The organism is Stenotrophomonas sp. SKA14 (assembly GCF_000158575.1).
GTDB lineage: Bacteria > Pseudomonadota > Gammaproteobacteria > Xanthomonadales > Xanthomonadaceae > Stenotrophomonas > Stenotrophomonas forensis.
This window is the reverse complement of sequence record NZ_DS999412.1, coordinates 4,561,969-4,574,826: the sequence shown is the minus strand read 5'-3', so window position 1 is coordinate 4,574,826 and position 12,858 is coordinate 4,561,969. Positions and strand designations below refer to the sequence as shown.

14 protein-coding genes are annotated in these 12,858 nt (G+C 68.8%); 4 read left to right on the top strand and 10 right to left on the bottom strand.

Going from position 1 to position 12,858, the window contains the following annotated elements:
- Genes SSKA14_RS21040 through SSKA14_RS21030 form a run of 3 tightly spaced genes read right to left on the bottom strand, consistent with a single transcriptional unit; the run spans nt 1 to nt 2,096 of the window.
- A complete protein-coding gene (locus SSKA14_RS21040) occupies nt 1-939 on the bottom strand; it encodes a histone deacetylase family protein (RefSeq protein WP_008267305.1) in 939 nt (312 codons plus the stop codon).
- A 9-nt stretch (nt 940-948) separates the two neighbouring features.
- Nucleotides 949-1,503 (bottom strand): cob(I)yrinic acid a,c-diamide adenosyltransferase, encoded by a 555-nt coding sequence (locus tag SSKA14_RS21035; RefSeq protein WP_008265473.1) that lies wholly within the window; start codon nt 1,501-1,503, stop codon nt 949-951.
- Nucleotides 1,504-1,511: 8 nt separating this feature from the next.
- Nucleotides 1,512-2,096: a hypothetical protein gene (locus SSKA14_RS21030; protein WP_008264471.1), complete on the bottom strand. Its 585-nt coding sequence runs from the start codon at nt 2,094-2,096 to the stop codon at nt 1,512-1,514.
- A gap of 107 nt (nt 2,097-2,203) precedes the next feature.
- On the opposite strand from SSKA14_RS21030, the gene ubiH reads away from it, so the two are divergent.
- Together ubiH and SSKA14_RS21020 are read left to right on the top strand one after the other, a co-directional pair.
- Nucleotides 2,204-3,412 (top strand): 2-octaprenyl-6-methoxyphenyl hydroxylase, encoded by a 1,209-nt coding sequence (gene ubiH, locus SSKA14_RS21025; protein WP_008266827.1) that lies wholly within the window; start codon nt 2,204-2,206, stop codon nt 3,410-3,412.
- Entirely contained in the window at nt 3,409-4,590 is a 1,182-nt protein-coding gene (locus SSKA14_RS21020) for a UbiH/UbiF family hydroxylase (protein WP_008266693.1), read from the top strand. The genes ubiH and SSKA14_RS21020 overlap by 4 nt, the downstream gene beginning before the upstream one ends.
- A gap of 116 nt (nt 4,591-4,706) precedes the next feature.
- Here the strand turns inward: SSKA14_RS21020 and SSKA14_RS21015 are convergent, their stop codons facing one another.
- The 6 genes from SSKA14_RS21015 to SSKA14_RS20990 all read right to left on the bottom strand — a co-directional run bounded on the left by SSKA14_RS21015 (nt 4,707) and on the right by SSKA14_RS20990 (nt 10,087).
- Nucleotides 4,707-5,102 carry a hypothetical protein gene (locus SSKA14_RS21015; RefSeq protein WP_008265286.1) on the bottom strand — a complete coding sequence of 132 codons (396 nt, stop codon included), beginning with the start codon at nt 5,100-5,102 and terminating at the stop codon, nt 4,707-4,709.
- Nucleotides 5,103-5,151: 49 nt separating this feature from the next.
- Entirely contained in the window at nt 5,152-6,219 is a 1,068-nt protein-coding gene (rlmM, locus tag SSKA14_RS21010) for a 23S rRNA (cytidine(2498)-2'-O)-methyltransferase RlmM (RefSeq protein WP_040008815.1), read from the bottom strand.
- Entirely contained in the window at nt 6,203-6,763 is a 561-nt protein-coding gene (locus SSKA14_RS21005; RefSeq protein WP_004154307.1) for a nucleoside deaminase, read from the bottom strand. Before SSKA14_RS21005 ends, rlmM begins: the two co-directional genes overlap by 17 nt.
- A gap of 97 nt (nt 6,764-6,860) precedes the next feature.
- The gene (locus SSKA14_RS21000; protein ID WP_008266231.1) at nt 6,861-7,583 is read right to left on the bottom strand and encodes a DUF6348 family protein; all 723 of its coding nucleotides are present in this window, start codon (nt 7,581-7,583) and stop codon (nt 6,861-6,863) included.
- 49 nt (nt 7,584-7,632) lie between these two features.
- Nucleotides 7,633-8,295, bottom strand: coding sequence for a membrane protein (locus SSKA14_RS20995; protein ID WP_008268175.1), 663 nt, complete (start codon nt 8,293-8,295; stop codon nt 7,633-7,635).
- Nucleotides 8,296-8,338: 43 nt separating this feature from the next.
- Nucleotides 8,339-10,087 (bottom strand): glutamine--tRNA ligase/YqeY domain fusion protein, encoded by a 1,749-nt coding sequence (locus SSKA14_RS20990; RefSeq protein WP_008267236.1) that lies wholly within the window; start codon nt 10,085-10,087, stop codon nt 8,339-8,341.
- 240 nt (nt 10,088-10,327) lie between these two features.
- Between SSKA14_RS20990 and SSKA14_RS20985 the strand changes: the two genes are divergently transcribed.
- On the top strand, nt 10,328-10,591 hold the full coding sequence (locus SSKA14_RS20985) for a DUF2007 domain-containing protein (protein ID WP_008264595.1): 264 nt from the start codon (nt 10,328-10,330) through the stop codon (nt 10,589-10,591).
- Between the two features lie 30 nt (nt 10,592-10,621).
- Complete coding sequence (gene msrA, locus SSKA14_RS20980; RefSeq protein WP_040009896.1) at nt 10,622-11,287, top strand: peptide-methionine (S)-S-oxide reductase MsrA; 666 nt, start codon at nt 10,622-10,624, stop codon at nt 11,285-11,287.
- A 570-nt stretch (nt 11,288-11,857) separates the two neighbouring features.
- Here the strand turns inward: msrA and SSKA14_RS20975 are convergent.
- Complete coding sequence (locus tag SSKA14_RS20975; RefSeq protein ID WP_008267160.1) at nt 11,858-12,814, bottom strand: transaldolase; 957 nt, start codon at nt 12,812-12,814, stop codon at nt 11,858-11,860.
- Between the last annotated feature and the right edge of the window lie 44 nt (nt 12,815-12,858).

The window sequence follows — 12,858 nt, the reverse complement described above, 5'->3', positions numbered from 1 at the left end:
TCATCCGGCAACGGTACCACCGGCGGCTGAAATCAGGGTGCGGACATGCGCCACGCTGCACTCGGCCAGTGCCTGCAGGTCGTAGCCACCCTCCAGCATCGAGACCACCCGGCCGGCCGCGTGACGGCGTGCCAACGCATGCAGCTCGCCGGTGATCCAGGCGAAATCGTCGGTCTCCAGCATCAGATCGGCCTGCGGGTCACGCAGGTGCGCATCGAATCCGGCCGAAATCAACAGCAGCTGCGGGCGGAAGTCATCGATGGCCGGCAGCATTTCGTCGGCCCAGACATTGCGGAAGCGGAATCCGCCACTTCCGGGTGGCAGCAGGATGTTCAACAGGTTGCCGGCACCCCGGTCGCGGCGCAGCCCCGAGTTGGGAAACAGCCCGGCCTGGTGGGTGCTGTAGTACGAAACCCGGGCATCGTGCTGGAAGATGTCCTGGGTGCCGTTGCCGTGGTGCACGTCGAAGTCGACCACGGCGATGCGTTCCAGCCCGTGGCGGTCGCGGGCGTAGGCAGCGGCGATGGCGATGTTGTTGAGCAGGCAGAAGCCCATCGCGGTGCTGCTGGTGGCGTGGTGGCCCGGGGGCCGCACCGCGCAGAAGGCCAGCGGATCCTCGCCGAGCATCACCGCATCGACCGCGGCCACACCGGCGCCAGCGGCATGCACGGCGGCGCTGGCCGATCCCGGCGAGGTCCAGGTGTCCATGTCCAGCTGGCGCAGCGGGGCGGTCTGGGGCTGCAGCACGACGTCGAGCAGGGCGCTGTCGTGCACGCGGGTCAGTTCGCCGAACTTGGCAGGAGGGGCTTCGCGCCACTGCAGCTGGCCGGGGAACGCCGCATGCAGGGCATCGAGCACATGCTGCAGGCGCTGCGGGCATTCGGGGTGCCCGGGGCCGGGGTCATGCAGCAGGCAGGACGGATGGGTATAGACCAGCATCGTGCCGACTCAGCGCTGGCGCTGCTGTGGCTGCCACAGCGCCTCGCCGTGGCCATCGGCACGGGCCAGCACCCGGGCCAGCACGAACAGCAGGTCCGACAGCCGGTTGAGGTACTGCAGCGCCTCGCTGCGCACCGCCTCGCGGCGGGCCAGGGCAACGGTCTCGCGCTCGGCGCGACGGACGATGGTGCGCGCCAGGTGGCAGCGCGCGGCGGCTTCGCCCCCGGCCGGCAGGATGAATTCCTTCAGCATCGGCAGGCCGGCGTTGTAGTGGTCCAGCTGCTGTTCCAGCGCCGAGACATCGGCGGCATGGATCGCGGCGTGGCCGGGGATGCACAGCTCGGCACCCAGATCGAACAACTGGTGCTGCAGGTGCACGACCAGCGCTCGCACGTCCTCGGGCAGCGGTGCCGCCAGCAGCAGGCCGAGCGCCGCGTTGGCCTCGTCGACCGTGCCGAAGGAGGCAACGCGCGCGTCATCCTTGGCCACGCGCTGGCCGTCGCCGAGGCCGGTGCTGCCGTCGTCGCCGGTGCGGGTGTAGATGCGCGAGAGGCGATGGCCCATGGCGCGGCTCAGTGGCGGATGTCGCGGCGGGCCTGCTGGAGCTTCAGGACCTGCTCCACGGCCAGTTGCAGGGCGGCGGCCAGCGCCACGTAGATTGCGGTGGTGCGCAGGTACGGCCCGAACCACTGCGCGTAGTTCTGCGCCCAGCCGGCCAGGGTCGGTTCGGCCACGTTGCGGCTGGTCCAGTAGAAGCCGCCCTGCGCCAGCAGGTGGCAGACCGCCACCGAGGCGACCAGCAGCAGCGCGCCCTTGGCCAGCACCGGCCAGCGCGCGCCCTGGTAGTTGCGGCCCAGCAGCATGCCGCCGGCCCACAGCGAGAAGTACGCCGGCAGCAGCAACCAGTAGCCCGGCGACACGCAGTAGTGCTGCCAGAAGTCCAGGCCGCTGCTGCGGATCACGATCCAGTCGACCAGCACCGCGAACACCATCAGCAGCGGGAACGCCCAGCGCGTCCAGCGCGCCAGATAGAAGCCGCCGATGAAGAACACGGCCCAGGACGCATCGGGAATGGCCGCGAAGTGATTGACCCGGGTCGCCGCCAGCAGCAGTACAAGCACGGACAGGACGAAGGCGCGGTTGGCAGTGTCGGACATGGTGGGGGCCCGGGGCGGATTCAGGTTTCATTCTAGCCCGCCGCACGGGATGGCGCAGGCGTGGTCCCGTTCGACGTACAGTCGGGACGAGCGCGTATCATGAACGCATGAGTGAACGACATGACGTGCTGATCGTCGGAGGCGGCCTGGTCGGCGCCAGCCTGGCCATTGCCCTGGAGCGCCTGGGCCGCGAAGTGGGCCTGCTCGAGGCCAGTCCCGCCGGTGAACTGCCGGCGGTGTTCGACCAGCGCAACCTCAGCTTCGCTGCGGCCACCGTCAACGCGCTGACTGCGCTGGGGGTGATGCAGAAGCTGGCGATGGCACCGGGCCCGATCCGCCGCATCCATGTCAGCCGCGCCGGTGATTTCGGCCGTGTGCAGCTTGAGGCCAGTGACTATGACCGGCCCTGGTTCGGCCAGGTGGTGGTTGCGCGCGACTTCGGCCAGGCCCTGGAGGCACGGCTGCAGGAGCTGCCGCGACTGCGCCGTTACCGGCCGATGCGTTTCCTGGGGCTGGGCGGGGTGGTCGATGGCTACCGCCAGGTGCGGGTGGCCGACGAGGCGGGCGAACGCGTGCTGCTGGCCCGGCTGGTGGTCGGTGCCGATGGCACCCCCAGTGGCGTGCGCGATGCGCTGGGGATCGAGGTCGACCGCCATGATTTCCAGCAGACGCTGTTTGTCGCCCGCGTGCGCAGCCAGCGCGCGCCGGATGGCACCGCGTGGGAGCGCTTCACCGATAGCGGCCCGACCGCGCTGCTGCCGCGCGGCGACCGCCACTTCGGCACCGTGCATGGTGTTGCGCGCGACCAGGCCGAAGCGGTGATGGCGCTGGATGATGCCGCGTGGCTGCAGCGGCTGCAGCATGCGATCGGCTGGCGTGCCGGGCGCCTGCTCGACTCCGGCCCGCGCAGTGCGTACCCGCTGATCCAGGTGCTTGCGCGCGCGTTGGCCGGTGAGCGCGCGGTGCTGCTTGGCAATGCCGCACAGACCATCCACCCGCTGGGCGCACAGGGCTTCAACCTGGGCCTGCGCGATGCGCTGACCCTGGCTGAACTGCTGGAGGATGCGAACGAGGACGCCGGCAGTGACGCGTTGCTGCAGGCCTATGTCGCGCGCCGTGAGGAGGATCGCCGGCAGACGGTGGCGTTCTCCGGTGGCCTGGCGCGGCTGACCAGCAACCCGGCACCGCTGATGCGGCCGCTGCGCAGCCTCGGCCTCGTCGCCGCGCAACGTGCCTCGGTGCAGTCGATGCTGGTCGGTGGCGCAATGGGCTTCCGTGGCGAAGTGCCGCGGCTGTGCCGTGGAGAAGCCGCATGAGCCGGCACGCGCGTCTGGATGTGGCCATCGTCGGTGGCGGCGTGGTCGGTGCGGCCTGCGCGCTGGCAACGGCCGATGCCGGGCTCTCGGTCGCACTGGTGGAAGGGCGTGAACCGGCGCCGTGGCAGGCTGCACAGCCGGACCTGCGGGTGTTTGCCTTCGCTGCTGACAATGTGCAGCTGTTGAACCGGCTGGGCGTGTGGCCTGCCATTGCGCAGGCCCGCGCGTGGCCGTACCGGCGCATGCAGGTGTGGGATGCGGCGGGTGGCGAGGATCTGCTGTTCGACGCGGACCGTTTCGGCCGGCGCGAGTTGGGTTACATCGTCGAGAACGGGCTGCTGCAGGATCGCCTGTGGGCGGCGCTGCCGGCCGCGGGCGTGCAGCTGCATTGCCCGGCGCGGGTGGAAGCGCTGGAGCAGGACGAGGCCGGCGTGCGTCTGCGCCTGGATGATGGCCGTCGTTTGGAAGCGGCGCTGGCGGTGGCTGCTGACGGCGCCGAATCGACCCTGCGGCAGCTGGCCGGGATCGAGGTCGAGCGGCATGACTACCACCAGCGTGGCGTGGTGGCCTACGTGGACAGCGAGCTGCCGAACCAGGCCACGGCCTGGCAGCGCTTCCTGCCGACTGGACCGCTGGCGCTGCTGCCGGTGGCCGAGCGCCGCAGTTCGATCGTCTGGACCCTTCCGGAGGATGAAGCCGCTCGCGTGCTGGCACTGGACGAAGCCGCGTTCAACCGCGAACTGACCCGCGCCTTTGCCGCCCGCCTGGGCGAACTGCGACTGGTGTCGCCGCGCGCCGCGTTCCCGTTGCGCCGGCAGCTGGCCCGGCACTACGTGGCCGGCCGCGTGCTGGCGCTGGGAGATGCCGCGCATGTCGTGCATCCGCTGGCCGGGCAGGGCGTGAACCTGGGCCTGCGCGATGTCGCCGCCCTGCAGCAGTGGCTGGCGCCTTCGGCTGCGCGCCGTGGCCAGCCGCGCCTTTCACCGCAGCGGCTGCAGCGCTGGGCCCGCGAACGCCGCAGCGACAATCACATCGCCGCCTACAGCTTCGATGCGATCAACCGCCTGTTCTCCAATGACGAGATGCACCTGACCCTGGCCCGTGGCCGCGCGCTGGGCTGCGTCGGCAAATGGCCGCCGCTGGTGCAGGCATTCTGGAAGCGCGCCGCCGGCGTCTGATCGGAGTACAGGCCGTCCTGGCACGTGCCAACCAAGGTTGGCACCCACCGGGAGAGGGTCGTGTGCCCTGCGTCAGCAGAGCCACGCCATGCGTGGATGAAGATCACGAAGGCGGATCAATCCACCAGCCAACCGGCCAGGTCGGCGCGGTCGAGCTTGCCGCGGTGCTTGCGGTCCAGCGCGTTGAACTCGTCGGCCAACGCCGGGTTGGCCTGTGCTTCCTCGCGGCTGATGAAGCCATCGCCGTTCACGTCCAGCTCGCTGAAGCGGATGCGGTACTGGCCGACCACGCTGCTCGGTTCCAGCGAACGTACCGTCACCTGCGCTTCGCCGACCGGCTGTGCAATCTCCACGCTGCCGGTGACCCGGCCGGCGCCCAGCGGTTGCTGGCGGATCGCGCCACCGGTCGGGCCGAGCGGTTGGCTCTGCGCGGGCGTATGCGGCAACTGCTGGGCAAGGGCAGGCGCCGCCGCCAGCAGGGCGATCAGTATCGGAGTCGAGTGGTATCGCATGGTTGCATCCCTCGGTAGCGCCGGGCCATGCCCGGCGGGCGCGATGGCCTCAGCGCAGCGGCGAAGCCAGTACGGTGATCTCTTCGCGGTCGTGGTACAGCTGCTTGGCACGCACCACCAGCGGCTTGCCGGCCTGGTCCTGGAACAGGTCCAGGCACAGCCGGGTCTCGTCCCAGCGCTTCTTCATCGGCAGTTTCAGATTGAAGATCGCATGCCGGCACCAGCCCTCGCGGAACCAGGTGGCCATGCGTTCGGCCACGCGGCGCGGCTGCTCGACCATGTCGCAGACCATCCAGTCCAGCGGCTGCTCCGGATGCCAGTGGAAGCCGTCGGCGCGCAGGTGCTCGACCAGGCCGGTATCCAGCACGTGCTGGCGCAGCGGCCCGTTGTCGATACTGAGCACGTGCATGTGCTGGCGGGTCAGCACCCAGGTCCAGCCGCCCGGTGCAGCGCCGAGGTCGGCTGCGCGCATGCCCGGCCTGGCCAGTGCCTCGCGTTCTTCCGGCGTCAGCAGGGTCAACAGTGCTTCATCCAGCTTCAGCGCCGAACGCGAGGGGGCTTCGGGCAGCAGCTTCAGGCGCGGAATTCCCAGCGCCCACGGCGCGCTGTCGGCCGGGTCGGCGATGCAGACGAAGGCGTGGGTGCCATCGACGAACACCACGTGCAGGCGCGGCAGGCGGTTGTTCGGCTTGTCGGTCAGCTTGCCGGCCTTGCGCAGCGCCGGGCGCAGTGCATTGCCGAAGGCGCGCGACAGGCCAGACAGCGGCTTGCCCGCATCCGAGTCGGGATGCTCCACCCACAGGTCGCCGAAGCGTGGCGCTTCGGCCAGCACCTCCAGCATCGGCGTGATGCGGTCGGCCGGATCCAGCTGCGGCAGCTCGGCCAGTACCAGCAGTTTCTGCCGCGCGAAGATCAGCTCGCGCCAGCGCAGGCGCGGTGCCAATGCAGCGGCTTCGTCGCACATGAAAAGCACATAGCCGTCATTGCGCTGGGTGCGCGCATAGCCGGCGAAACCGGCTTCGCCCGCGCGGAACTGCAGCTCGCCGGCCAGCTCGGGCTCGAAGCCCTGCCGGCACAGGCACAGCAGGCCGATGCCGGCCTCAGTAACGGGCGCCATCGCTTTCCCCATAGGCACGCAGCACGCTGCGCGCAGCATCGCGGTTCAGGCCCTGCACCACTTCGATGCCGCGCTTGTTGAGCTCGCCCACCCAGTCAGCCGGCAGCGGGCCTTCGTCGAACGGAGTCAGTTCCTCGACGTCGGCCGAGTTGGCGCCGATCAGCAGGCGGTCGATGCCGGCCCACACGGTGGCGCCGTAGCACTGACAGCACGGCTGCGAGCTGGTGGCCAGGGTGACCGGCGACAGCACCGCGTTCAGGCGCGGGGTCTGCAGGCGCTGCTGGGCCAGCATGTAGGCCATGTTCTCGGCGTGCGCCAGCGAGGTCGCGTGCGGCATCACCCGGTTCACGCCGGCGGCGATCACCTTGTCATCCGGGCCGAACACCACCGCACCGAACGGGCCGCCACTGGCGTGCTCGACGTTCAGCCGCGACAGCTCGATCGCCAGCGCGACCTTGGCCTCATCGCCGGGATATCGACGATCCAGGTCGATCTGGTCGTGGATCCAGGCGGGAAGGGTCAGGTGGACTTGCGCGTACAGCATCGCGGGGGTGCCTCGTGTGGGATGGAAGAAGGTGCGGTTGCTTGGGAAACCGGCGCGCAGTGTAGCCGCACCGGCCTGTACCGGGTGTGGCGACGGGTCAGCCCGGCGAGCCGGTGCGGATCACCACATACTGCTTGCGGAACTCCAGGCCGGCCTGTGGCCAGCTGGCGGCATAGGCGCGCAGCAGGGGCAGGGCAGCGGCGAAATCGTGGCCGTTGACCCGGCAATCGGCTTCGCACAGGCCCTCGGCGTCGCGCGAGGCGAACAGGCGGATGGCCAGGAACGGGCGCGCCCTCAGCAGTTCGTCGAAAGCGTCCATGCTGCGGGTGAACAGGCAGCACGGGCAGGAACCGTGGTCGTCCTCGTTGCACGTGGAGGCATCCACCTCCTGTGCGCGGTAGTGCGCCAGCGGCCCCAGCACCACGGTGCGCTGCAGTTCTTCGCCTTCCTCGGCGCCCGGATAGCTCAGGCCCAACATCGGCAGGCCCTGTGCGTCTGCGGCGCCGACGGCGGTCTGCAGGGTCGCCAGGTCCACCCGGATCCAGGTCTGGAAGCCGGACAGCAGCGAGGCCTGTTCGTCGGCACCGTTGGCGTGCTGGTACTCGAACAGGCCGTCGGCGAACAGCACAGGGTGCTGGGTCTCGATGACGGTGGAGGTCTGCCAGCCACCGTTGTCGCGTTCATTCGCGGCCACTGCATGCGGGGTCAGGCGCAGGCCGCTGTCCAGCAGCAGTGCGCCATCGTCGACGCGGCTTGCGATGCCGGCGCCCTGCAGTACCTGCTGCAGCAGCGGGAGGAGGGCGGTGGACGTCGTGGTCATGTCAGGCCTGTGGATGGATGGGGTGGAACATCCAGGCAGTGCCTGGGGTCTAGCGATCGATCGCGTCGAGTGCTTCGAGTTCGGCGCGATAATGCTGCGCGTCGGGCTGCTGCTGCGGATCATTGCCATGGTCGCGCAGCCAGGTGTCCAGCTCGCGGCGATAGTCCGCGCGGAAATCGGCGTTGCCCGGGCTGAAATGCAGCTTGCGTGCGGCCACCTCCACCCGCTCGCGCGCGCTGGCACGGGCCTGCGCGATGCCATGCGGTGATTCATTGGTGAGGATGACGAAGTTGCGCGGGAAGCCCGGGGTGTACTTCACCACGAACGGCTGGTCCTGAGCCGGAATGCGGATCGCGTTCTCCAGCGGCCACAGCGAGGCGGTGTTGGTATGGAACACGACCTCCACGTCACGGCCTTCGGCGGTACGCAGCACCGCTTCGTAGCGCCAGATGTACTGTTCGTTGAGGGTGGAATTGGTTTCCTCGGCCTTGACGATCACCGCTTCACCACGCTCGCCCACGGCATTGAGGAAGGTGGCGTTGAGGAAGCTGCCGAGGAAGATGTTGAGCATCGCCAGCGGGAACACCACGATGGCGTAACCCGGGAAGCGCCGCCACCATGAGACCAGCCCGGCCAGCACCATCGCTGCAAAGAACGTCAGCAGCGGATGCTGCGAGATGAACCAGAGCAGGGCGGACAGGACGGTGATCATCGTCGCGGGCGTGCGGGCGCCTTGCTGGCGCCCGCGCAGGTCCTCAGGCCGACCAGGTGTCGCGCAGGGTCACGCTGCGGTTGAACACCGGCTTGGCCTCGGTGTGGTCGCGGCGGTCGGCAACGAAGTAGCCGGTACGTTCGAACTGGAACGACTGCTCCGGGGCGGCGCTGGCCGCGGCCGGCTCGACATAGCCGGTGACGGTGCGGCGCGATTCCGGGTTGAGGTAATCGCGGTAGGTCTTGCCTTCCGATTCGTCGTCCGGGTTCGGCACCGAGAACAGGCGGTCGTACAGGCGGATCTCGGCCGGCACGCCATGCACGGCGCTGACCCAGTGGATGGTGCCCTTGACCTTGCGGTTGGCGCCTTCCATGCCCGGGCGCGATTCCGGATCCAGCCAGCCGCGCAGCTCGGTGATGGTGCCGTCGGCATCCTTGATCACTTCATCGCAGCGGATGATGCCGGCGCCGCGCAGGCGCACTTCGCCACCCGGGACCAGGCGCTTCCAGCCCTTCGGCGGCACTTCGGCGAAGTCCTCGCGGTCGATCCACACTTCGCGTGCGAACGGCACCTGGCGGCTGCCGAAGCTTTCGTCCTTCGGATGGTTGCTGAAGGTCAGCTGCTCTTCGTGGCCTTCGGGCAGGTTGGTCAGCACCAGCTTGACCGGGTCGACCACGGCCATGCGGCGCGGCGCGGCACTGTCCAGGTCTTCGCGCAGCGCGCCTTCCAGCACGCTGAAGTCGATCAGCGAATTCTGCTTGCTGATGCCCACGCGCTCGGCGAACAGGCGCATCGCTGCCGGGGTGTACCCACGGCGGCGCAGGCCCTGCAGGGTCGGCATGCGCGGGTCTTCCCAGCCGTCCACCAGCTGCTCGGTGACCAGCGCCATCAGCTTGCGCTTGCTCATCACCGTGTAGTTGATGTTCAGGCGCGAGAACTCGATCTGGCGCGGCTTGGCCGCTTCGCGTGGCAGGCCGGCGTCGACCAGCGGCTGGGTCAGCGCGTCGTCATGGGCGAAATCGACGTTGTCCACGCACCAGTCGTACAGCGGGCGGTGGTCTTCGAACTCCAGCGTGCACAGCGAGTGGGTGATGCCCTCGATCGAATCGCCCAGCGCGTGGGCGAAGTCGTACATCGGGTAGATCGGCCACGCATTGCCGGTGTTCTGGTGCTCGACGTGCTTGATGCGGTACAGCGCCGGATCGCGCAGGTTGATGTTGCCGCTGGCCATGTCGATCTTCGCGCGCAGGGTGCGCGCGCCATCCGGGAACTCACCGGCGCGCATGCGGCGGAACAGGTCGAGGTTCTCCTCGACGCTGCGGTCGCGCCACGGCGACGGGCGGCCCGGCTCGGTCAGGGTGCCGCGATAGGCGCGCACTTCCTCGGCCGACAGGTCGCAGACATAGGCCTTGCCCTGTTCGATCAGCTTCTCGGCGGCCAGGTAGTAGGTCTGGAAGTAGTCCGAAGCGTGGCGCAGCTCGTTCCACTCGAAGCCCAGCCAGCGCACGTCGTCCTGGATCGCGGCCACGTATTCCGGATCTTCCTTGGCCGGGTTGGTGTCGTCGAAGCGCAGGTTGCAGACACCGCTGAACTCACCGGCGATGCCGAAGTTCAGGCAGATCGACTTGGCATGGCCGATGTGCAGGTAGCCGTTCGGCTCGGGCGGGAAGCGGGTCTTGATCGCCTGGTGCTTTCCGCTGGCCAGGTCCTCGCGCACGATCTGGCGGATGAAATCGCGCTTCTCGTGGCTGTCGGCGGGGGTCTCGGGGCTGGCGGGGGTGTGCTCGGACATGAGTCTGGGGCGAAAAAGGGCAGAAAGACCAACAGTCTAGCGCGTACGGCGCAGGGCTGCCCGGCGCCGTACGGGTTGCCGGCCAGCGGCCGGCACTACCACCCACCTTCCGGGGTTGCCGGCCGGCAGATTGCGTATCGACACCCAGATGGGGGTAGTGCCGGCCGCTGGCCGGCAGAACGCACCACCGGCATTCAGCCCCCGGGCGTATGCTGGACCCCTGCCCCAAGGAGCCGCCGCATGCACATCGTGTACAAGGCCGACAACCTGTTCGACGCCCACCTGGTCAAGCACGCGCTGGAAGACGCCGGCATCCCCGCCTTCGTGTTCGGCGAGTCGCTGTTGGGGGGGATGGGCGAGCTGCCGCTGTTCGGCGTGCTGCGGGTCGGCATCCCGGATGCGGCGCGGCCGCAGGCCGAGGACATCGTGGCCTCGCTGGACTTGGGCCACGCGCCGGACGACCCCATTTCAGATGCAGACGACATTGCCGGCCTTCCGGCGTAGGAGCGCATCATGTTGGGAATTGGCCAGGGCATCCTCGGCATCGGGGCCTTCAAGCAGCGCCTGCCGCGCCCGGAAGAAGCGCTGCCGGGGCGCGAGCAGCCGCTGCCGCTGCACAGCAACCAGCACTTCGTGAACAGTCATCCGCTGAAGGACCGTTTCGCCGGCCTGCAGCAGATCCGCTTCGCGCTGGGCTGCTTCTGGGGCGCCGAACGCAAGTTCTGGACCGAGCCGGGCGTGTACAGCACGTCGGTGGGTTACGCCGGTGGCATCACCCCGAACCCGACCTATGAAGAGGTGTGTTCTGGCCTGACCGGCCACACCGAAGTGGTGCAGGTGGTGTTCGACCCGGCGGTGGTGAGCCTGGAGCGGCTGCTGCAGCTGTTCTGGGAAAGCCACGACCCGACCCAGGGCATGCGCCAGGGCAACGACACCGGCACCCAGTACCGCTCGGCGATCCACGCCACCGACGAGGCCCAATACGCCGCCGCGCTGGCCAGCCGCGAGGCCTACCGGGCGCAGCTGGATGCGGCCGGCTACGGCGTGATCACCACCGAGATCGTGTACCCGGCACCGACGTACTACTACGCCGAGGATTATCACCAGCAGTACCTGGCGAAGAATCCGAACGGTTACTGCGGCATTGGTGGCACGGGCGTGAGCTGCCCGATCGGGCTGGATGTGGAGGGGCCGCGCTGACGCGCGGTGGTCCGCCTGCGGCGGGCAGAATCTACGGCAGAAGCCAAAGCCAAAGCGGCTCTGGGTTGTTGTGAGTTGGGCGGGACGGGTGCAGATGGCGGGACACGCCGTAAACCCATCCTTGGGGGCTCGGCCACGGCATCCATGCCGTGGACGGTCCCGCCATCTGCACCCGTCCCGCCTCCGATCATTTCCCGGTGACGGTGGGCAAGAGCATGGGTTACTGACGAACTGAAGGAAAACAAAAGGACGCGGCCTTCGCCGCGTCCTTTTGTTTGTATGCAGTGCTCCGTAGAGTCGAGCTTGCTCGACTGCGAGCAAGCGCAGCGCGCGACCCGTTGTTGCTTTTCTTTCTTTCTTTCTTCCGTGGCGGGCGGCCACAGGAAACTGTCAGAGGGCGGGCGGGTTGGGTTCGCGGGGGTGTCCGCCGCATGGATGCGGCGGCCAAGCCCCCAGGGACGGGTTCACGGCGTCCCCCGCGAACCCAACCAGCCCGACCCAGCGCGGCTTTTGCTCCACGCAGTTCGCGACCAACCGACCCGCCACGAGGGGCTCAGCCGTTGGCCGGAATCACAGTTCCGAACGAATGCGCTCGCGCAGCGCCTGCAGATCCTTGGCAAACGCATCGATACCGGTCGCCAGCTTCTCGGTCGCCATCGGATCGGCCGCCAGGTCCGCCGCGAACTTCGCCGCGTCGATCGGCGTCACCGCCACGCCGTCGGCCGCACCGGCCACCAGCTTCCGCGGCAGCTCGCCGTGGTCGGCATCGAGCTTCTCCAGCAGGTCCGGCGAAATGGTCAGGCGATCGCAGCCGGCCAGCGCTTCGATCTGCGCGGTCGAACGGAACGAGGCGCCCATCACCACCGTCGGCGAACCGCGGCGCTTGAACTCGGCATACACGCCGCGCACGAACTTCACGCCCGGGTCTTCGTCGATGCTGGCCGGCGTCTGGCCGTTGGCCACGTACCAGTCCAGGATGCGACCCACGAACGGCGAGATCAGGAATGCGCCGGCTTCGCTGCAGGCCAGCGCCTGGGTCGGGTTGAAGATCAGGGTCAGGTTGCAGTCGATGCCCTCGGCCTGCAGGATGCGCGCGGCTTCCACGCCTTCCCAGGTCGCAGCGATCTTGATCAGGATCTTCTCGCGCGGCACGCCGGCATCGGCGTACATCTGGATGAACTGGCGGGCCTTGGCCACGGTCGCGGCGGTGTCGTGGGCCTGGTCGGCGTCCACTTCGGTGGACACGCGGCCCGGCACCAGCGTGCTCAGCAACGCACCGACGCCGATGGTCAGGCGGTCGGCCACGGCGTGCACCACGGCTTCGCGGTCACCGCTCTGCTGGCGGCCCCAGGCCAGTTCGCGTTCGATCAGTTCGGCGTAGACCGGCAGGTCCAGCGCCTTCTTCACCAGGGTCGGGTTGGTGGTGCAATCCACCGGCTGCAGGCGCTTGATCGCGTCGTAGTCACCGGTATCGGCAACGACCACGGACAGTTCGCGCAGCTGGGACAGTTTGGACGGGGTACTCATTACGGCTCCTGGTGCAGGGGGATCGAATCGCGCGCGGTGCGCAG